At 59.0% G+C, this 19,475-nt stretch carries 18 protein-coding genes, 1 tRNA gene and 1 pseudogene; 8 read left to right on the top strand and 12 right to left on the bottom strand.

Going from position 1 to position 19,475, the window contains the following annotated elements; all coding sequences use genetic code 11:
- Positions 1-157: 157 nt before the first annotated feature.
- Positions 158-1,093: an AraC-like ligand-binding domain-containing protein gene (locus tag AC3WP7_RS22755; protein WP_092250429.1), complete on the bottom strand. Its 936-nt coding sequence runs from the start codon at positions 1,091-1,093 to the stop codon at positions 158-160.
- A gap of 543 nt (positions 1,094-1,636) precedes the next feature.
- Between AC3WP7_RS22755 and oxdA the strand changes: the two genes are divergently transcribed.
- The 7 genes from oxdA (at position 1,637) to AC3WP7_RS22790 (ending at position 9,533) form a co-directional block, all read left to right on the top strand.
- Positions 1,637-2,704 carry an aliphatic aldoxime dehydratase gene (gene oxdA, locus AC3WP7_RS22760; RefSeq protein WP_093124565.1) on the top strand — a complete coding sequence of 356 codons (1,068 nt, stop codon included), beginning with the start codon at positions 1,637-1,639 and terminating at the stop codon, positions 2,702-2,704.
- A complete protein-coding gene (locus AC3WP7_RS22765; protein WP_092250424.1) occupies positions 2,701-3,570 on the top strand; it encodes a transporter in 870 nt (289 codons plus the stop codon). The genes oxdA and AC3WP7_RS22765 overlap by 4 nt, the downstream gene beginning before the upstream one ends.
- Positions 3,571-3,688: 118 nt before the next feature.
- The gene (locus AC3WP7_RS22770) at positions 3,689-5,203 is read left to right on the top strand and encodes an amidase (protein ID WP_092250421.1); all 1,515 of its coding nucleotides are present in this window, start codon (positions 3,689-3,691) and stop codon (positions 5,201-5,203) included.
- Between the two features lie 80 nt (positions 5,204-5,283).
- Positions 5,284-5,886, top strand: a complete 603-nt coding sequence (gene nthA, locus AC3WP7_RS22775; RefSeq protein WP_092250418.1) for a nitrile hydratase subunit alpha — start codon at positions 5,284-5,286, stop codon at positions 5,884-5,886.
- Positions 5,887-5,927: 41 nt separating this feature from the next.
- Complete coding sequence (gene nthB, locus AC3WP7_RS22780; protein ID WP_102592739.1) at positions 5,928-6,590, top strand: nitrile hydratase subunit beta; 663 nt, start codon at positions 5,928-5,930, stop codon at positions 6,588-6,590.
- Positions 6,587-7,867, top strand: coding sequence for a GTP-binding protein (locus AC3WP7_RS22785; protein WP_102592740.1), 1,281 nt, complete (start codon positions 6,587-6,589; stop codon positions 7,865-7,867). The genes nthB and AC3WP7_RS22785 overlap by 4 nt, the downstream gene beginning before the upstream one ends.
- A gap of 25 nt (positions 7,868-7,892) precedes the next feature.
- Positions 7,893-9,533, top strand: coding sequence for an AMP-binding protein (locus AC3WP7_RS22790; protein WP_102592741.1), 1,641 nt, complete (start codon positions 7,893-7,895; stop codon positions 9,531-9,533).
- A gap of 102 nt (positions 9,534-9,635) precedes the next feature.
- Here AC3WP7_RS22790 and AC3WP7_RS22795 read toward each other — a convergent pair whose 3' ends face one another.
- The 11 genes and pseudogenes from AC3WP7_RS22795 to thrS form a co-directional block, all read right to left on the bottom strand.
- Positions 9,636-10,073 (bottom strand): methyl-accepting chemotaxis protein, encoded by a 438-nt coding sequence (locus AC3WP7_RS22795; RefSeq protein ID WP_371322063.1) that lies wholly within the window; start codon positions 10,071-10,073, stop codon positions 9,636-9,638.
- 99 nt (positions 10,074-10,172) lie between these two features.
- Positions 10,173-10,949: pseudogene (locus AC3WP7_RS22800) on the bottom strand (PAS domain-containing protein); the annotation flags it as partial.
- A 215-nt stretch (positions 10,950-11,164) separates the two neighbouring features.
- A tRNA-Pro gene (locus AC3WP7_RS22805) sits at positions 11,165-11,241 on the bottom strand.
- Between the two features lie 90 nt (positions 11,242-11,331).
- Positions 11,332-11,688: a MerR family transcriptional regulator gene (locus AC3WP7_RS22810; RefSeq protein ID WP_010209127.1), complete on the bottom strand. Its 357-nt coding sequence runs from the start codon at positions 11,686-11,688 to the stop codon at positions 11,332-11,334.
- Positions 11,669-11,971, bottom strand: a complete 303-nt coding sequence (gene ihfA / locus AC3WP7_RS22815) for an integration host factor subunit alpha (RefSeq protein ID WP_002553164.1) — start codon at positions 11,969-11,971, stop codon at positions 11,669-11,671. Before ihfA ends, AC3WP7_RS22810 begins: the two co-directional genes overlap by 20 nt.
- 3 nt (positions 11,972-11,974) lie before the next feature.
- On the bottom strand, positions 11,975-14,353 hold the full coding sequence (gene pheT, locus AC3WP7_RS22820) for a phenylalanine--tRNA ligase subunit beta (RefSeq protein WP_093528207.1): 2,379 nt from the start codon (positions 14,351-14,353) through the stop codon (positions 11,975-11,977).
- 26 nt (positions 14,354-14,379) lie between these two features.
- The gene (pheS, locus tag AC3WP7_RS22825) at positions 14,380-15,396 is read right to left on the bottom strand and encodes a phenylalanine--tRNA ligase subunit alpha (RefSeq protein WP_003192486.1); all 1,017 of its coding nucleotides are present in this window, start codon (positions 15,394-15,396) and stop codon (positions 14,380-14,382) included.
- A gap of 108 nt (positions 15,397-15,504) precedes the next feature.
- A complete protein-coding gene (gene rplT, locus AC3WP7_RS22830) occupies positions 15,505-15,861 on the bottom strand; it encodes a 50S ribosomal protein L20 (RefSeq protein ID WP_002553161.1) in 357 nt (118 codons plus the stop codon).
- 30 nt (positions 15,862-15,891) lie between these two features.
- A complete protein-coding gene (gene rpmI, locus AC3WP7_RS22835) occupies positions 15,892-16,086 on the bottom strand; it encodes a 50S ribosomal protein L35 (protein ID WP_002553160.1) in 195 nt (64 codons plus the stop codon).
- 60 nt (positions 16,087-16,146) lie between these two features.
- Positions 16,147-16,698: a translation initiation factor IF-3 gene (infC, locus tag AC3WP7_RS22840; protein WP_169850653.1), complete on the bottom strand. Its 552-nt coding sequence runs from the start codon at positions 16,696-16,698 to the stop codon at positions 16,147-16,149.
- Positions 16,698-18,620 (bottom strand): threonine--tRNA ligase, encoded by a 1,923-nt coding sequence (gene thrS, locus AC3WP7_RS22845; RefSeq protein WP_003192490.1) that lies wholly within the window; start codon positions 18,618-18,620, stop codon positions 16,698-16,700. Before thrS ends, infC begins: the two co-directional genes overlap by 1 nt.
- Before the next feature lie 367 nt (positions 18,621-18,987).
- Between thrS and AC3WP7_RS22850 the strand changes: the two genes are divergently transcribed.
- Complete coding sequence (locus AC3WP7_RS22850) at positions 18,988-19,302, top strand: hypothetical protein (RefSeq protein ID WP_016978147.1); 315 nt, start codon at positions 18,988-18,990, stop codon at positions 19,300-19,302.
- Positions 19,303-19,475 lie beyond the last annotated feature (173 nt).

Genomic DNA, 19,475 nt, shown 5'->3' on the forward strand with positions numbered 1-19,475 from the left:
GGTCGCCAGAAACTGAATCAATGTTTTGCACCACGGGTATCAACCTGGCCAAGCTTGCAGACCGCTCGAGCGTGCAGCAGCTTGCGGACGAGATAACGTTTGAGATTGATATGTCCAGGAACAGGAGCGCCGGCTAGCGCTCCCCCTGCTTGATCATTCAATTTCGCTGCAACAGCGTGTTAGGCGCGACGCCGAACGCTTTGCGGAACGCATGGCTGAAATGGGAGAAGTCAGAAAACCCGAAGTCCAGTGCGGCTTGCGAGATACTGCGCACCTGGCCGCGCTCGATCGCTTCACGGCTGGCATTCAGGCGTTCCCTCCAGATTTCTGCGGCGGGGGTTTTCTGGTGCCGCGCGAAGGCGCGCGTGACGGTGCGGGTCGACACATTGTGGGCTTGGGCGATGACCTCAATCGACAGGTCCGGCTCGGCCAGATGCCGTTGGATGTACTGCATGATGCGGCCGTAAAGATCCAGTTCCTGGTGAGTGGCCTTCAGGTCCTGGAGTTCCAGGCTGATCACCAGAAGGTCGAGCAACGCCCCTGAATAGCGACTGGAGATGTGCTGATCCTGTAAGGATGCCGGCGTAATCGCTGCTTGGCGCAGCATTTCCCGCAAGGGAATCACGCCAGGCCGCCGATCATCCAGGACCATCGCGGTGTGCTCCGCAATACGCGGCAGGCGTTCGGTCAGCAATGCCCGCGGAATACGCACCAGGTGGTTTTCGGTACCACCGAGGCTGAATCGGAACGGTTGCGTTGCGTCATAAAGAAACAAATTGCCCGTTGCCAGGCTGGCTTTTCTTCCGCTCTGTTCGATCTGTCCATAACCGTTTCGGGCAAACCCCAACCATAGATCGTCGGCCGGACCGCTGCGCAGATGCTGCTCGGAACGCTCCCAGTAATGCAGGGGCGATGACAGGGAACAGAGATCGAGAGCGCCCACGGAATTGACCGCAAGAACGCCATCGAAACTGCTCTGGGACAGGGGTTTGCTATCGGCCGCCAGGCAATGGCGACAGACCACTTCTTTCCAGTAATCAAATCGACGTGGTGCAGCAACGGCAAGGGTCGAATACTGAGTGCTTGGATTCATGGCACTGACCTCGGTACAGCGATGCAGTAAGAACTCGAAAAGGTGTTACCGGCTTTTCAGCGCTAGCAATTAACAGGCCAGGCACATTGACGCTCGCCCTCACGTACGCCTATCGGTTTCCTGCACCCAAGCGTGGCTTTCAACGCCCTCGTTGTCCCCAATAAGAGGCACAGAGGCCTGAGCTTTCGACACGGGCGCACCAACGCCGATCACCCGTGGAGTCCCCTCCGGCGTTGTCTCTTCCAACCAAACGGTTGTCTCGACGAACCAAGCGCCGCCTTGCCGTCACGCCTAATTTCCACCTCACAGCAGCTCACCCCCCCGCTGATGAGGCACGCCATGCATCGACACTGTTCACACCCTTCGGCTGATGCCTCCTGGCTCTTGCAGAGGCGCGACCTCGTGCCTGAAGAGTCGGCTTATTGGTTGATTGAGTGGGGGGCCATGAAGCTGCTGCGCCGACGACAGACCGCCAAGCGCGACCCGTCGCCCCAGCACTGATGCCCACCCGCAGACCTGAACGAAAATAACGAGGAGCGCAACATGGAATCTGCAATCGACACACATCTCAAATGCCCACGCACCCTGTCTCGCCGTGTGCCCGAAGAGTACCAGCCCCCCTTTGCCATGTGGGTTGCACGCGCCGACGAGCAATTGGAACAGGTGGTGATGGCTTACTTCGGCGTGCAGTACCGAGGGGAAGCGCAGCGCGAAGCCGCGCTCCAGGCCATGCGTCACATCGTTGGCAGCTTCAGCCTCGTCGATGGCCCGCAGAACCATGACGTGACCCACCACACCGACAACAGCGGCTTCGATAACCTGATGGTGGTCGGCTACTGGAAAGACCCGGCAGCTCACTGCCGCTGGTCACGCTGCGCACCGGTCAACGACTGGTGGGCCTCCCAGGATCGCCTCGACGACGGGCTGGGCTATTTTCGTGAAATCAGCGCACCGCGCGCGGAGCAGTTCGAGACGCTGTACGCCTTCCAGGACAATCTGCCCGGTGTCGGCGCAGTCATGGACAAGACCAGCGGCGAAATCGAAGAGCACGGTTACTGGGGCTCGATGCGCGACCGCTTTCCGATCTCCCAGACCGACTGGATGAAGCCTACCAGTGAGCTGCAAGTGATCAGCGGTGATCCCGCCAGGGGCGGACGGGTGGTGGTGCTGGGGCATGACAACCTCACGCTGATTCGTTCCGGCCAGGATTGGGCGGACGCCGAGGCGGATGAGCGCGCGCTGTACCTCGACGAAATTCTGCCAACCTTGCAGGACGGCATGGACTTCCTGCGTGACAACGGCCAGCCGTTGGGCTGCTACAGCAATCGGTTCGTGCGCAATATCGACCTGGACGGCAACTTTCTCGACATCAGCTACAACATCGGCCACTGGCGCTCGGTGGAAAAACTCGAGCGCTGGGCCGAATCCCACCCGACCCACCTGCGTATTTTCGTGACGTTCTTCCGCGTGGCCGCCGGTTTGAAAAAGTTGCGGCTATACCACGAAGTGTCAGTGTCAGACGCCAACAGCCAGATCTTCGAGTACATCAACTGCCATCCGCACACCGGAATGCTGCGCGATGCCGCCGCCGCACAAGGAGAACGGCCATGAAAGTGAGTCGACTCGTGCTGGTGCTGGGAATGTTGCCATTTGCCAAAAGCCAGGCCCTTGAAGTCGCGCCGGGGGATTTCGAGCCGCTGCCCGCCGGGGCCGATGCGGTGCTGTTTTACTACCAGCACACCGACCGGTCCGAGCTGTATCAGAACGGCCATCGAACCTCGGACAACGCCAAGCTCAGCTCCGACGTAGGGATCCTGCGTTACATCCATGCCGTAGGCCTCGGCGAAAACCTTTCATGGGAACCGCAGATATTGCTGCCGTTCGGCTACATGAACGCCGCTGGCGATGTCGGCGCACTGGGCGATGCCCACGGCGTGGGCGACCCGATTCTCACCGCCCCGCTCAAGTGGACACTGCCCACCGCCAACAAAGATGTATTTGCCCTGGCCCCCTACCTGTACATCCCCGTGGGCAGCTACGACAAAAACGATGCCTTGAACCTGGGCGAGAATCGCTGGCGGGCGACGCTACAAGCAGCCTATATCCACCACTTCTCAGCGCAGTGGGCATTGGACACCGTAGCAGATGTGTCCTGGGTTTCGACCAATCACGACTACGGCGCCAGCAGCGCAAAACTCGAAGAAAACACGCGCTACGAGTACCAGGCCGCCGTGCGCTACAACTGGACCCCAAGCACCACGTTCGCCCTCGGCGGAGGCTATGTCACCGGGGCCGCAACCAGCGTCGACGGCGTTGACCAGCACGATGGCGTATCGACGTCCTATGCACGTTTCACGGTCACGCACTTTATCGATCCAACCTTGCAGGTCCAGGCGCAGCTCGGCAGGGATATCGAGGTGGAGCAAGGCTTCAGGGAAGGTGCACGGCTGAATCTGCGCGTCTTGAAAGTGTTCTGAGTGGCGCTGTCCTTTTCAGCCAAATGCGTGTCCTGCTCAACCATGCGAACACAGTGATAGAGGCCTAATTTGGTGTCCATTGCTACCCGGACTGAATCGATAAAAAGACAGGAAAATCATGGCCATTACTCGTCCCACGCTTGATCAGCTGTTAGCCATTGCGGCCCAGTTGAACATGCAACTGACCCACGAACAGGCGGCGTCCTACCTGGACCTGATGCAACCGAGTTTCGATGCATACGACCTGGTCGACGAACTGTGTGATTTCGTTCCGCCGATACGTTACGAGCGCAGCTCAGGCTATCGTCCCTCGGCCAAGGAAAACCCGCTCAACGCGTGGTACTACCGGACTGAAGTAAATGGCGCCCGTAGCGGCCTGCTGGCCGGTAAAACCGTCGCGCTCAAAGACAACATCGCCCTGGCCGGCGTCCCGATGATGAACGGCGCCGCACCGCTGGAAGGGTTTGTGCCGGGCTTCGATGCCACCGTGGTCACGCGTTTGCTCGATGCCGGCGCGACCATCCTCGGCAAAGCCACTTGCGAGCACTACTGTCTGTCGGGCGGCAGCCATACCTCTGACCCAGCCCCGGTACACAACCCCCATCGCCACGGGTATGCCGCCGGCGGGTCTTCATCGGGCAGCGCGGCATTGGTCGCCACTGGTGAAGTCGACATCGCCGTGGGCGGCGATCAAGGCGGCTCCATCCGCATCCCGTCGGCCTTCTGCGGCACCTACGGCATGAAACCCACCCATGGCCTGGTGCCCTACACCGGCATCATGGCGATTGAAGCGACGATCGATCATGTCGGCCCCATTTCCGCCAACGTGCACGACAACGCGCTGATGCTGCAGGCCATGGCCGGTTCCGATGGCCTCGACCCACGCCAGGCGGCGCCCCAGGTCGATGACTATTGCAGTTACCTGGCGCGGGGCGTGAGCGGGCTCAGAATCGGCGTGTTGCAGGAGGGGTTCGCGCTGGCCAATCAGGACCCGCGCGTGGCGGACAAGGTGCGCGACGCTATCGCCCGTCTCGAAGCGTTGGGCGCCCATGTCGAGCCGGTGTCCGTTCCCGAACACAACCTGGCAGGTTCGTTGTGGCATCCCATCGGTTGCGAAGGCTTGACCATGCAGATGATGCACGGCAACGGCGCGGGCTTTAACTGGAAAGGCCTGTACGACGTCGGCCTGCTGGACAAACAGGCCGGTTGGCGCGACCAGGCGGACCAGTTATCCGCGTCGCTCAAGCTGTGCATGTTCGTCGGCCAGTACGGCCTGACCCACTACAACGGGCGGTATTACGCCAAGGCACAGAACCTCGCCCGCTTCGCCCGGCAAGGCTATGACAAGGCCTTGCAGAGCTATGACCTGCTGGTGATGCCGACCACGCCCATCACCGCCCAGCCCCACCCGCCGGCGGGCTGTTCGATCACTGAATACGTGGCGCGCGCCCTGGAAATGATCGGCAATACCGCGCCACAAGACATCACCGGGCATCCGGCCATGTCGATTCCCTGCGGCCTGGTGGACGGGCTGCCCGTCGGGCTGATGCTGGTCGCCAGGCACTACGGCGAAGGCACGATCTACCAGGCCGCGGCGGCGTTCGAAGCCACGGTGGACTGGCGCACGCTCTGAACGCCCAACCTGGAAAACAATAAGAAACACCGGCACGTTTCAACCACTCCACAACCGCGTTGACTGATAGGAGATACCCCATGAGTCCATCCAATTCCACGCCTGCGGGCACTTCAACCCCAGGTGAACGGGCCTGGGCATTGTTTCAAGTCCTCAAGAGCAAGGACCTTATCCCGGAGGGCTACGTCGAGCAGCTCACGCAATTGATGGAGCACGGCTGGAGCCCCGAGAACGGCGCCCGTGTGGTCGCCAAGGCCTGGGTCGATCCGCAATTCCGGGCGCTGTTGCTCAAGGACGGCACCGCTGCGTGTGCCCAGTTCGGCTATACCGGACCGCAGGGCGAATACATCGTCGCGCTGGAAGATACGCCGCAGGTGAAGAACGTCATTGTCTGCAGCTTGTGCTCCTGCACCAACTGGCCGGTGCTCGGCCTGCCGCCCGAGTGGTACAAGGGCTTCGAGTTCCGTGCACGCCTGGTCCGGGAGGGGCGCACGGTGCTGCAAGAACTGGGGACGGAGCTGCCAACCGACGTGGTGGTCAAGGTCTGGGATACCAGCGCCGAGACCCGCTACCTGGTGTTGCCGGTAAGGCCTGAAGGTTCCGAGCACATGAGTGAGGCGCAGCTTCAGGCACTCGTGACCAAAGACGTGCTGATCGGCGTCGCCCTGCCCCGCGTTGGCTGAGAAAAACCACGCATCATCGTTCAACTCCCGGAGTTTCTATTATGGATGGCTTTCACGATCTCGGCGGTTTCCAAGGCTTTGGCAAAGTCCCTCACACCATCAATAGCCTGGACTACAAACAGGTATTCAAGCAGGACTGGGAGCACCTGGCCTACAGCTTGATGTTCGTCGGGGCCGATCATTTGAAGAAGTTCAGCGTGGACGAAGTGCGTCATGCCGTCGAACGCCTGGACGTTCGCCAACATGTCGGCACCCAGTACTACGAACGCTACGTCATCGCGACCGCCACCCTGCTGGTCGAAACGGGCGTCATCACCCAGGCGGAGCTCGACCAGGCCTTGGGTTCTCACTTCAAGCTGGCAAACCCGGCACAGGCTGGAGGTCGTGCGGCGATTACCGGTCGAGCGCCGTTTGAGGTCGGTGACCGCGTGGTCGTGCGCGACGAGTACGTGGCCGGGCATATCCGCATGCCGGCCTATGTGCGTGGCAAGCAAGGCGTGGTGTTGCATCGCACGTCGGAAAAATGGCCGTTCCCGGACGCGATCGGCCATGGCGATACAAGCGCGGCGCATCAGCCGACCTACCATGTGGAGTTTGCCGTGAAAGATCTGTGGGGCGATGCGGCAGACGACGGCTTCGTGGTGGTCGATCTGTTCGAAAGCTACCTGGACCGCGTCGATGTCCCTCGAACGGTGAACGTATGATGGACGGCACCCAGGCGGGCCGACTGCCGGTAACGGTGCTTTCCGGCTTCCTCGGTGCCGGCAAGACCACCCTGCTCAACCATATCCTGCGCAATCGCGAAGGCCTGAGGGTGGCGGTCATCGTCAATGATATGAGCGAGGTCAATATCGATGCCGCCGAGGTGCAGCGCGACGTGTCGCTGCACCGTGGTCGCGATGAGCTGATCGAAATGAGCAACGGCTGCATTTGCTGCACGCTGCGCGCCGATCTGCTCGAACAGATCAGTGCCCTGGCGCGTCAGCAGCGTTTCGATTACCTGCTCATCGAATCCACGGGCATCTCGGAGCCAATGCCGGTCGCCGAGACGTTCGCCTTCCTTGACGCTGAAGGTTTCAGCCTCAGCGAACTGGCACGGCTCGACACCCTGGTGACGGTGGTCGATGGCAGCCGTTTCCAGGCATTGCTCGCGTCACCGGACACCGTGGCCCGCGACGACACGCAGGAGAGCACCCCTGCGCGCCCTCTGGCGGACCTGCTGATCGAGCAGGTGGAGTACGCCAACGTCATTCTCGTCAACAAACGGGACCTGATCGACGAGCCGGGTTATCAGACTGTGCGGGCGATTCTCGCAGGCCTTAATCCGACTGCCCGGATCATGCCGATGGCCCACGGCCAGGTCGAATTGACCCGCCTCCTCGACACCCATCTGTTTGACTTGCCCAGCCTTGCGGCGTCGCCGGGCTGGATGAGGAAAATGGAGGTTGAAGACGCTCCGGCCTCCGAGTCGGACACCTATGGCGTGACGTCCTGGGTATACCGCGAACGCGCGCCCTTCCATCCACAACGCTTGCTCGATTTCCTCCAACGGCCCTGGAGCAACGGCCGCCTGTTACGCAGCAAAGGGTATTTCTGGCTGGCCAGCCGACACTTGGAAACCGGCCTGCTGGCGCAGAGCGGCGCGCAGTTCCAGTGGGACTACGTCGGGCACTGGTGGAACTTCATCGAGCAGTCGCAGTGGCCCCGGGATGAATACCGGTTGCAGAGCATCATGGCCAAGTGGGACAGCATCGTCGGCGACTGTCGGCAGGAGTGGGTGTTCATCGGCCAGGATCTCGACACCCATGCTTTACAGCGTGAACTCGACCACTGCCTGCTCAGTGCCGAGGAAATCGCCGCCGGGCCGTCGGCCTGGCGAGCCCTGCCGGGGGCGGCTGCCTTTGACGCACAGGCCCTGTCGGCCGCCTTGCAGGCTGGGGCAACCTCCCCCCCGCACCATGGGCGTGGGCAAAGCACCTAATCCAACAATAACAATCAGGTACGTTATGCGCGATTACGACTCAGCAGTGAACTCCTTCGATTTTTTACGCCTGGCCGCGCAGGATTTGCAGGGCGAGCTGAACGCCTTGAATGCCTGCGTCGAATGCTGCGACCGCCACGCCGACGCAAATGCCGTGGCGTTGTATTGCGAAACGCGGGATGGCCGTGCCACGCATTACCGCTTCAGCGAACTGCAGGCCCACGCTGCGCGCTTCGGCAATTTTCTGCGGGAACAGGGAGTCAAGCCCGGAGAGCGTGTCGCGGGTCTGATGCCACGCACGGTTGAACTGTTGATCGCCATCTTGGGCACCTGGCGTATCGGCGCGGTCTACCAGCCGCTTTTTACCGCATTCGGTCCCAAGGCGATCGAGCAGCGATTGGGCTGCTCCAAGGCACGCTGGATCGTGACCGACGCGCACAACCGTTCCAAGCTGGATGACATCCCGGACTGCCCAGGCATCCTGGTGACCGACGATCATGCACGGGCCCCGGGCGATTACGATTTCTGGAGTGCACTGGGTCATCAACACACCGAATGCGCACCCGAGTTGCTGGATGCCAGTGCGCCTTTTCTGCTGATGTGCACCTCGGGCACCACCGGGCCGGCCAAACCGCTGGAAGTGCCTTTAAGCGCCCTCCTGGCCTTCAAGGGCTATATGCGTGATGCAATCGACCTGCGTGAGGACGAGCCATTCTGGAACCTCGCCGACCCTGGCTGGGCGTATGGTCTGTACTACGCGGTGACCGGTCCATTGGCATGTGGCCATGCCACATTGTTTTATGACGGGCCGTTTTCGGTGGAGAGTACCTGCCGGATCATCGCCAAATACGGCATCCGCAACCTGGCCGGCTCGCCGACAGCCTATCGCCTGCTGATCGCGGCAGGAGCCGAGTTCGCCGACGCCGTGCGCGGCCATCTGCGTATCGTCAGCAGCGCCGGCGAGCCGCTCAACCCGCAAGTCATCCGTTGGTTTGCCGAACAGCTCGGCGTGGTCATCCACGACCATTACGGCCAGACCGAAATCGGCATGGTGCTGTGCAATCATCATGGGCTACGCCACCCGGTACGTGAGGGCTCGGCCGGCTATGCGGTGCCGGGATACCGGATTGTCGTGCTGGATGACGCCCACCAGGAATTGCCGACTGGCCAGCCTGGCGTGCTGGCGGTGGACCGCAAGCGTTCGCCGCAGTGCTGGTTCAACGGCTACTTCGCGATGCCGACCAACGCCTTCGTCAGCCGCTATTACTTGAGCGGCGATATCGTGGAGTTGAATGACGACGGCAGCATCAGCTTCGTCGGCCGTAACGACGATGTGATCACCACCTCGGGCTATCGCGTCGGGCCTTTCGATGTCGAGAGCGCGTTGATCGAACACCCGGCGGTGGTCGAGGCCGCGGTGATCGGCAAACCCGACCCGCAGCGCACCGAACTGATCAAGGCGTTTATCGTATTGCATGGCCAGTATTCGCCCAGCGCCGAATTGGCGGAAGTCCTGCGCCTGCACGTGCGAGAGCGCCTGGCTGCACATGCTTACCCGCGGGAAATCGAATTCGTCGAACAAGTACCCAAGACACCGAGTGGAAAGTTGCAGCGGTTTATTTTGCGCAACCAGGAAATAGCCAAACAGCACGCACTCGACACATGACTCAGGGGCGGATGGTTCCTGTGCTGAGCCGACCGGCGTTTCAGCGCAGGGCCGTGTCCAGGCCCCATCCTTGATGACAGCTGTGGCGCGCCCTTTCGCTCCCTAAGCCAACTGGGTCGCAAACCTGCCCACGGCGTCGACTACTTGCTTGGCACCGTCCTGGATTTCAACAATCACCTGGCCTGCCTGAGTGGCAAGTTCCAGGCCTTGCTCGGCTTGGGACTTGCTGTTGGCCATCTCAGCGACGGTCTCATCGACCAACTTCTGATTCTGCAAGACAACCGACGCGATTTCTTCAGTCGCCGTGCTGGTTCTGCCCGCCAATTGTCGAACCTCATCAGCCACAACGGCAAATCCTCGACCTTGTTCACCTGCGCGAGCCGCTTCAATCGCAGCATTCAAAGCAAGAAGATTGGTTTGCTGCGCGATGCTGCTGATCGTCTGAATAATCGAGCTGATCAACAATGACTGTTTGCCCAGCGCTTCTACTCCCCCGGAGGCCGCCTGCATATCAACGGCGATCTTACGCATGGTATGCATCGTATCGTTGACGACGACTGCGCCTCGTTGAGCGCTGACATCCGTTTGCTGAGAAATTTCAAATGCCGTCTGGGCGGCCCCGCTCACTTCTTGCTCACGGGCCACTTGATCGGTCACTACCGTGGCGAACTTCACCACTTTGCAAAGATTGCCTTCGGTGTCGTAAACCGGGTTGTAGGTCGCTTCCAGCCACACCGTTTGGCCGCGACTGTCTATACGTTCGAACCGGCCGGCAACAAATTCACCTCTGTTCAGCTTTGCCCAGAAGTCCTTGTACGCCTGGGACGAAGTCAGCTCCGGTTTACAGAAAACACGGTGATGGCTCCCTTTTGTCTGTCCCAGGTTGTAGCCCATGGCTTGTAGAAACTGATCATTCGCCATCAGTACATGCCCGGAGAGATCAAACTCGATCACCGCAGTGGAACGTAATAACGCCTCAATGAACGACGCATTTTCCGAGGCTTTTTCCACTCGGGAGGTAATGTTCGTCGCGTAGCACGTGACATGACTCAACTGGCCGCTCGCGTCCATGATTGGCTGCCAATGTGCATGAATCCACACCAACGAACCATTGGCATGAAGGTATCTGTAATCGTCGCTGATTGACTTACCCGCGGCCACCGCCGCTCGAAAGTTATGAAAGCACGGCAGTTTGGAGACATACGAGGGAACAATCTCGGCCATGGCGCGACCGACAAGCTGATCCGGAGCGTAGCCCAGCGTATTTCCAAAGTTTTCGTTGCAGGCCGTGATGTTAAACGACGAGTCGATACTCAACGTTAGCATTTCACGGTTCAGGCCATCACGCAGTTGGCGAAGCTCTAACAGTTCACTGGTCTGAGATTGAAGCTGTTTCTTAAGGCTTGCATTGAACATAGGACATCGCCTCTTGGGTCATACCTATCGTATCGGCGTCTCATGGCGCAAATTGAGGGCATGACCAAGAACTATCAGCGGGACCCATGGGGAAATCATCTGGTCCGAGGCAGTTCCGGATCTGAACATCAGCGAAATCAACGAGAAGTTTTGTGCAGGCACAAAAAAGCCGATCTATCTGATCGGCTCAAGAGTCTGATTTTACTCAGGAATAATGGTCGGGACGGAGTGATTCGAACACTCGACCCCTAGCACCCCATGCTAGTGCGCTACCGGACTGCGCTACGCCCCGACTAGGCGTGTTACTGGGTTTGCTTCTTGACGAAGCGAACCGGAATATACCGCAAGCTTTTGAAATGTGGAAGTATTTTAAAAGCCGGAATTACTTTTTCAGAACCACCAGCACATCTTCGAGTTCGGCAATCATCTGGCGGATCATTTGTTTGTATTGGGTGGTGTCGTCTTTGGCTTCATCACCGGACATACGCTGACGCGCGCCGCTGATGGTGAACCCCTGATCGTAGAGCAACGCTCGGATCTGTCGGATCATCAGCACATCCTGGCGCTGATAATACCGACGGTTCCCGGTGCGTTTGACGGGGTTGAGCTGAGGAAACTCCTGCTCCCAATAGCGCAGCACGTGCGGCTTTACCGCACAAAGCTCGCTGACTTCACCAATGGTGAAGTAGCGTTTGCCTGGGATGACGGGTAGCTCGTCGTTATGACTTGGTTCCAGCATAAGCCTCAACTCGGGCCTTCAACTTCTGCCCTGGACGAAAGGTGACCACACGGCGAGCCGTGATCGGGATTTCTTCTCCCGTTTTTGGATTGCGGCCAGGCCGCTGGCGTTTGTCCCGCAGGTCAAAATTACCGAAACCGGACAATTTGACCTGTTCGTTGTCTTCCAGAGCGTGTCTGATCTCTTCAAAAAACAGCTCGACCAATTCCTTGGCCTCGCGCTTGTTCAGACCCAACTCTTCGTACAGACGTTCCGCCATCTCAGCTTTCGTCAAAGCCCCCATACGTCACTTCCTTAACGTGGCGTTCAACCTTTGTTCGAGCGAGGTGAGGATATTTTGTGTCGTGGCATTCACCTCATCGTCATTAAGAGTGCGCGATGGATGCTGCCAGGTCAAGCCAACTGCAAGGCTTTTTCTATGCGGATCAATACCTTTACCCTGATAGACGTCAAATAGCCTGAGGTCTGTCAGCCATTCCCCTGCATTTTCACGGATTACATCCAGAACGGCAGTGGCAGCCACGTCACGGTCGGCAATCAGCGCCAGGTCACGGCGCACTTCAGGGAAGCGCGACAGCTCGCTGAATTTAGGCATTTTGCCCGAAGCCACTTCAGCCAGGACCAGTTCGAACACAAACACCGGACGATCAAGGCCGAGGGTTTTCGACAGTTCAGGGTGAAGGGCACCGACGAAACCTACCAAACGCCCTTCGCGCTCGATGCGTGCTGTCTGGCCTGGGTGCAACGCCGGATGGCTGCCTGGTACGAAGGTGAAGGCGTCCAGTGCACCGGCAAAGCCCAGCACCGCTTCCACGTCAGCCTTGACGTCGAAGAAGTCCACGGCATCGCGGCCCTGCGCCCAACCTTCCGGCAGGCGGCTACCGCACACCACGCCAGCCAGCATTGGCTCTTGCTTCAGGCCATCGAGCTGGCCAACGAAACGCAGGCCGCTCTCAAACATGCGCACGCGGTCTTGCTGACGGTTCAGGTTATGGGAAAGTGCTTTCACCAGGCCTGGCCACAGGGACGAACGCATGGCCGCCATGTCGTTGGAGATCGGGTTCGCCAACAGCAGCGGCTCGACGCCAGGGTTGAACAGTTCGAACTGCTTGGGATCGATGAAACTGTAGGTCACCGCTTCCTGGTAGCCACGGGCAACCAGCAGGCGACGCAGCTCAGGCAGGTGCGCACGCGCCTCGGCCTTGGGTTGCGGCGCCAGGCGCGCTTGCGGGTAACGAACCGGCAGGCGGTTGTAGCCGTAGAGGCGGGCCAGCTCTTCGATCAGGTCGACTTCCAGGCTGATATCGAAGCGATGGCTTGGTACTTCAACGCTCCACTGCCCTTCCCCACCGGCGGAAATGCCCAGGCCGAGGGCGGACAACAGTTGCTCGATTTCAGCCGGTTCGATCACCAGGCCAAGCATCTGCTCAACACTTTTGGCACGCAGGGTGATCGGCGCAACCGATGGCAGGAACTGCTTGTTGACGGTTTCGGTGATCGGGCCGGCTTCGCCGCCAGTGATTTCCAGCAGCAGGCCAGTGGCGCGCTCCATGGCTTCACGGGCGAGGTTCCAGTCCACGCCGCGCTCATAGCGGTGCGACGCGTCGGTGTGCAGGCCATAGGAACGGGCCTTGCCGGCGATAGCGATCTGGTCGAAGAATGCGCTTTCGAGGAATACGTCGCGAGTGGTAGCGGATACGCCGCTGTGCTCGCCACCCATCACGCCGGCAATCGCCAGGGCGCGGGAGTGGTCGGCGATAACCAGGGTGTCTGCGCGAAGGTTGACTTCCTGACCATCGAGCAGCACCAGCTTCTCGCCGTCTTCCGCCATGCGCACACGGATGCCGCCGTTGATTTCGGCAAGGTCGAACGCGTGCAGCGGTTGCCCCAGCTCCAGCATCACGTAGTTGGTGATGTCGACGGCAGCGTCGATGCTGCGCACGTCAGCGCGGCGCAGGCGTTCAACCATCCACAGCGGGGTGGGCCTGGACAGGTCGACGTTGCGGATCACCCGGCCCAGGTAACGTGGGCAGGCGTTGGGGGCCAGCACGTCGATCGGACGTACTTCGTCGTGCACAGCGAGTACAGCTGCAACGACCGGACGAGTGACCGGGGCGTTGTACAAAGCGCCCACTTCACGCGCCAGGCCAGCCAGGGACAGGCAGTCGCCACGGTTCGGGGTCAGGTCGACCTCGATGCTGGCGTCTTCCAGTTCCAGGTAAACGCGGATGTCCTGGCCCACGGGCGCGTCGGCCGGCAGTTCCATCAGGCCATCATTGCCCTCGCCGACCTGCAGCTCCGCCTGGGAACACAGCATGCCGTTGGATTCAACGCCACGCAGCTTGGCCTTCTTGATCTTGAAGTCGCCCGGCAACTCGGCACCGATCATGGCGAACGGGATCTTCAGGCCCGGGCGCACATTGGGCGCTCCGCACACGACCTGGAAGGTTTCCGCGCCATTGCTCACTTGGCATACGCGCAATTTGTCAGCGTCGGGATGCTGCTCGGTGCTCAGCACCTCGCCTACCACCACGCCACTGAAAACACCGGCGGCCGGCGTAACGCTATCGACCTCAAGACCGGCCATCGACAGACGCGCAACCAGCTCGTCGCGACTAACCTGCGGGCTTACCCAGCCACGCAGCCATTGTTCACTGAATTTCATCCTGCTCTCCTAAAGATTCGTTACGACTAGCGAAATTGCGCGAGGAACCGCAAGTCGTTGTCGAAGAACAGACGCAAGTCGTTCACGCCGTAACGCAGCATGGCCAGACGCTCTACACCCATGCCGAAGGCAAAGCCCGAGAATTCTTCCGGATCGATACCGGACATGCGCAGCACGTTGGGGTGAACCATGCCGCAGCCCATCACTTCCAGCCAGCCGGTCTGTTTGCAGACGCGGCAGCCTTTACCACTGCACATCACGCATTCCATATCGACTTCAGCGGACGGCTCGGTGAACGGGAAGAACGATGGACGGAAACGTACCGCCAGCTCCTTCTCGAAGAACACCCGCAGGAATTCTTCGATGGTGCCCTTGAGGTCGGCGAAGTTGATATCGCGATCAACCAGCAGGCCTTCGACCTGGTGAAACATCGGCGAGTGGGTGATATCGGAGTCGCTGCGGTATACACGGCCTGGGCAGACGATGCGGATCGGCGGCTTGTTCGCTTCCATGGTGCGGACCTGTACCGGCGAGGTATGGGTGCGCAACAACATGTTCGCGTTGAAATAGAAGGTGTCGTGCATCGACCGGGCCGGGTGGTGGCCTGGGATGTTGAGCGCCTCGAAGTTGTGATAATCGTCTTCGACCTCAGGGCCTTCGGCGATGCCGTAGCCGATATGGGTGAAGAACTGTTCGATACGTTCCAGAGTCCGGGTGATCGGATGCAGACCGCCCGAGGCCTGACCACGGCCAGGCAGGGTTACGTCAATGGACTCGGCGGCGAGCTTGGCCGCAAGATCGGCCTCCTCGAGCGACGCCTTGCGCGCATTGAGCACCTCTGTGACACGCTCCTTGGCGACGTTGATCAGCGCACCGACTTGCGGGCGCTCTTCAGCCGGCAAATTCCCCAGGGTCTTCATCACCTGAGTCAATTCACCTTTTTTGCCAAGGTAGTGAACCCGGATTTGCTCCAGGGCATTTACATCTTCAGCGCTTTGCACAGCCTCAAGGGCTTGAGCGACGAGCGCGTCCAGGTTTTCCATGTACAGACTCCAGATACAAAATAGGGGAAGAGCTTGAAGGCTCTTCCCCTATTTATGACGTTTAACACCTTGGGCTACAGCGTAACCCAGGGTGACTGTCGGGGGTACTTAAGCCAAGGTGGCTTTAGCTTTCTCGACAATCGCAGCAAACGCCGCTTTTTCGTTCACTGCCAGATCAGCCAGAACCTTACGGTCGATCTCGATGGACGCTTTTTTCAGGCCAGCGATGAAACGGCTGTAGGACAGACCGTTAACACGTGCACCAGCGTTGATACGAGCGATCCACAGAGCGCGGAACTGACGTTTTTTCTGACGACGGTCACGGTAGGCGTATTGGCCTGCCTTGATTACCGCTTGCTTGGCAACACGGAATACGCGTGAACGCGCGCCGTAGTAGCCTTTAGCAAGTTTCAGAATTTTTTTGTGACGCTTACGGGCAATGACGCCACGCTTTACACGAGCCATGAGTTACTTCCTCTATTCTTGATCCAAAAATTAACGAAGGCGCAGCATGCGCTCGACTTTTGCCACGTCAGACGGATGCAGCAAGCTGCTACCGCGCAGTTGACGCTTACGCTTGGTCGACATTTTGGTCAGGATGTGGCTCTTGAAAGCGTGCTTGTGCTTGATACCGTTAGCAGTTTTCAGAAACCGCTTAGCAGCACCACTTTTAGTCTTCATCTTTGGCATGTTCGGATACTCCGCATTCAGTTGATAAACATAATCAGAAGGCCTGCCGTGCCCTGTTGATTACTTCTTCTTTTTCGGGGCGATGACCATGATCAGCTGGCGTCCTTCCATCTTAGGATGCTGTTCGACCGAACCGTACTCGAGCAGGTCAGCTTCAACCCGCTTGAGGAGTTCCATCCCCAGCTCCTGGTGGGCCATCTCACGGCCGCGGAATCGCAAGGATACCTTGGCCCTGTCCCCATCACTCAGGAAACGTACCAGGTTGCGCAGTTTTACCTGGTAATCCCCTTCCTCCGTCCCTGGACGAAACTTGATTTCTTTTACTTGAATCTGCTTCTGGTTCTTCTTCGCCGCAGCAATCTGCTTCTTCTTTTCGAAGATCGACTTGCCGTAGTCCATCACCCGGCAAACAGGCGGGACTGCGTCGGCGGAGATTTCCACCAGGTCCAGTTTGGACTCTTCAGCGATACGAAGCGCTTCATCAATCGAGACGATGCCAATCTGCTCGCCGTCAGCGCCAATTAACCGAACCTCGCGTGCCGAGATATTCTCGTTGATCGGGGCTTTCGGTGCAGCTCGTTTATCTTGTCTCATTTCACGCTTAATAATAATTACTCCGAATCTGGGCGACCACGCCGGGAAACCGCTTGCGCGAGGAACTCAGCGAACTGGGCGACGGGCATCGAGCCCAGGTCAGCACCTTCACGAGTACGCACAGCGACAGTCTGCATCTCGACTTCCCGATCTCCGATAACCAAAAGATAGGGAACCTTGAGCAAAGTATGCTCGCGGATTTTAAAGCCGATCTTTTCATTTCTCAAGTCGGACTTGGCACGAAATCCGCTTTCGTTGAGTGTTTTTTCAACTTCAGCGGCAAAATCTGCCTGTTTATCAGTGATATTCATGATCACTGCCTGGGTCGGAGCCAGCCACGCAGGGAATGCACCCTCGTAGTGCTCGATCAGGATCCCGACGAACCGTTCGAACGAGCCAAGGATCGCCCGGTGCAGCATAACCGGGTGCTTACGGCTGTTGTCTTCGGAGACGTATTCGGCTCCCAGACGGATCGGCAGGTTAAAATCGAGCTGCAGGGTACCACACTGCCAGACGCGGCCAAGGCAATCTTTCAGCGAGAACTCGATCTTCGGACCGTAGAAAGCGCCCTCGCCCGGTTGCAGGTCGTACGCAAGGCCCGCACTGTCGAGCGCAGCGGCCAGTGCCGCTTCGGCGCGGTCCCACAGTTCGTCGGAGCCGACGCGTTTTTCCGGACGAGTGGACAGCTTCATCTCGACTTCGGTAAAGCCGAAATCACGATAAACGTCCATGGTCAGCTTGATGAACGCGGCTGATTCGGCCTGCATCTGCTCCTCGGTGCAGAAGATGTGGGCGTCGTCCTGGGTAAAACCACGCACGCGCATGATGCCGTGCAGCGCACCCGATGGCTCGTTACGGTGGCAGGCACCGAACTCGGCCAGGCGCATCGGCAACTCGCGGTAGCTCTTCAGGCCCTGGTTGAACACCTGCACGTGGCAAGGGCAGTTCATGGGCTTGATGGCGTAGTCGCGGTTTTCCGACTGGGTGGTGAACATGTTGTCGGCGTAGTTGGCCCAGTGCCCGGACTTTTCCCACAGGCTGCGGTCAACGACCTGAGGTGTCTTGATCTCCAGGTAGCCATTTTCGCGCTGAACTTTGCGCATGTATTGCTCGAGCACCTGGTACAGGGTCCAACCGTTCGGATGCCAGAACACCATGCCCGGCGCTTCTTCCTGGAGGTGGAACAGGTTCAGGCGCTTGCCGATCTTGCGGTGGTCGCGTTTCTCGGCTTCTTCGATGCGCTGGATGTAGGCCGCCAGTTGCTTCTTGTCAGCCCAGGCAGTGCCATAGATCCGCTGCAGTTGCTCGTTCTTCGCGTCCCCACGCCAGTAGGCGCCGGACAGCTTGGTCAGCTTGAAGGACTTGAGAAAGCGTGTGTTCGGCACGTGCGGGCCACGGCACATGTCGACGTATTCTTCGTGGTAGTACAGGCCCATGGCCTGCTCGTCCGGCATGTCTTCCACCAGGCGCAGTTTGTAGTCTTCGCCACGGGCGGTGAACACGTCGATCACTTCGGCGCGCGGCGTGACCTTCTTGATCACGTCGTAGTCTTTTTCGATCAGCGCGTGCATGCGTTGTTCGATGGCAGCCAGGTCGTCCGGAGTGAAAGGACGCTCGTAGGCAATGTCGTAATAGAAGCCTTCTTCAATGACGGGACCGATCACCATCTTCGCGGTGGGGTACAGCTGCTTGACCGCATGGCCAATCAAGTGCGCGCAAGAGTGGCGAATGATCTCCAGCCCCTCTTGATCCTTGGGCGTGATGATTTGCAGGCTGGCATCGGAGGTGATCAGGTCGCTGGCATCGACCAGCTTGCCGTCGACCTTGCCGGCCACAGTGGCCTTGGCCAGGCCTGCACCAATGGATGCGGCGACCTCGGCTACGGAAACCGGATGATCGAATGAACGTTGACTGCCGTCGGGAAGAGTAATAGTTGGCATGGCGCCTCCTCTCCTAGTGGTGACCCCTACCAAAGGTCACGTGGGTTGGGATGAGCCAGTACAAGATCCAACACCAGGCCGTTCAATGATGAACGCCTGCCTTACAGCGGCAGGAGCCTTTCGGCCAACCGATAATCGAACCAGAGTGACTGGAGTGAGCTAAAAAGAACCTGGCAAGGCGGCAATTGGCACGCCTGGAAATAGCCAAGCGCAAGATGCTAGCACAGATGAACGGTCATCGCGGCGCTGCTATCTTGCGTTACGACAAAATCCGCCATTTATAGCTGCAAAAGTGAACTTGAGCTGTACGCAATGCCTCAAACCCACTGAGAATCGCCGTTCGTCCTCGACCCAAAGGAGCATCCTCATGATGCGTTTTACCTCTACCCTCGCTCTCGCCGCTTCCCTGACCCTTCTTTCCCTCGGTGCACAGGCGGCCGCTCCGTCCAACTGGCCAGCCGGTGCCCGTGACAGCTTCGTCAGCGATTGCAGCGCAGCCGCCAGCCAGAACGTAGACGTCAAAACTGCCAAAGCCCACTGCGAATGTGGCGCCGACAAGATCAACGCCGAATTGAGCACCGCGGAAATCAAAGAGCTCATGACCAACCAGAACGCCAGCCCGGAGCTTAAAAACAAAGCAGTCGCGGCTATTTCGTCCTGCAAAGTCGTTAAGAAAAAGTAAGATCCGCCACAGATCAGACGATTTTTTTACCGGTAAAACGGCTGTAAAACTGCCATTTCTCACAAATTACGCAGCTTTTACGGCTTTTTTTACCAGTTGATATTTCGGGCGAAAGCCCCGTGGATCGGGGCTTTCAGCCGGAACAGGGACTAAACGCAACGCTATTGATTAGC

The organism is Pseudomonas sp. FW305-3-2-15-C-LB1 (assembly GCF_058787615.1).

Coding starts and splice junctions, on each gene's coding strand:
- AC3WP7_RS22755 (WP_092250429.1), bottom strand. CDS start 1,093: ATGAATCCAAGCACTCAGTATTCGACCCTTGCCGTTGCTGCACCACGT.
- oxdA (WP_093124565.1), top strand. CDS start 1,637: ATGGAATCTGCAATCGACACACATCTCAAATGCCCACGCACCCTGTCT.
- AC3WP7_RS22765 (WP_092250424.1), top strand. CDS start 2,701: ATGAAAGTGAGTCGACTCGTGCTGGTGCTGGGAATGTTGCCATTTGCC.
- AC3WP7_RS22770 (WP_092250421.1), top strand. CDS start 3,689: ATGGCCATTACTCGTCCCACGCTTGATCAGCTGTTAGCCATTGCGGCC.
- nthA (WP_092250418.1), top strand. CDS start 5,284: ATGAGTCCATCCAATTCCACGCCTGCGGGCACTTCAACCCCAGGTGAA.
- nthB (WP_102592739.1), top strand. CDS start 5,928: ATGGATGGCTTTCACGATCTCGGCGGTTTCCAAGGCTTTGGCAAAGTC.
- AC3WP7_RS22785 (WP_102592740.1), top strand. CDS start 6,587: ATGATGGACGGCACCCAGGCGGGCCGACTGCCGGTAACGGTGCTTTCC.
- AC3WP7_RS22790 (WP_102592741.1), top strand. CDS start 7,893: ATGCGCGATTACGACTCAGCAGTGAACTCCTTCGATTTTTTACGCCTG.
- AC3WP7_RS22795 (WP_371322063.1), bottom strand. CDS start 10,073: ATGCATACCATGCGTAAGATCGCCGTTGATATGCAGGCGGCCTCCGGG.
- AC3WP7_RS22810 (WP_010209127.1), bottom strand. CDS start 11,688: ATGCTGGAACCAAGTCATAACGACGAGCTACCCGTCATCCCAGGCAAA.
- ihfA (WP_002553164.1), bottom strand. CDS start 11,971: ATGGGGGCTTTGACGAAAGCTGAGATGGCGGAACGTCTGTACGAAGAG.
- pheT (WP_093528207.1), bottom strand. CDS start 14,353: ATGAAATTCAGTGAACAATGGCTGCGTGGCTGGGTAAGCCCGCAGGTT.
- pheS (WP_003192486.1), bottom strand. CDS start 15,396: ATGGAAAACCTGGACGCGCTCGTCGCTCAAGCCCTTGAGGCTGTGCAA.
- rplT (WP_002553161.1), bottom strand. CDS start 15,861: ATGGCTCGTGTAAAGCGTGGCGTCATTGCCCGTAAGCGTCACAAAAAA.
- rpmI (WP_002553160.1), bottom strand. CDS start 16,086: ATGCCAAAGATGAAGACTAAAAGTGGTGCTGCTAAGCGGTTTCTGAAA.
- thrS (WP_003192490.1), bottom strand. CDS start 18,620: ATGCCAACTATTACTCTTCCCGACGGCAGTCAACGTTCATTCGATCAT.
- AC3WP7_RS22850 (WP_016978147.1), top strand. CDS start 18,988: ATGATGCGTTTTACCTCTACCCTCGCTCTCGCCGCTTCCCTGACCCTT.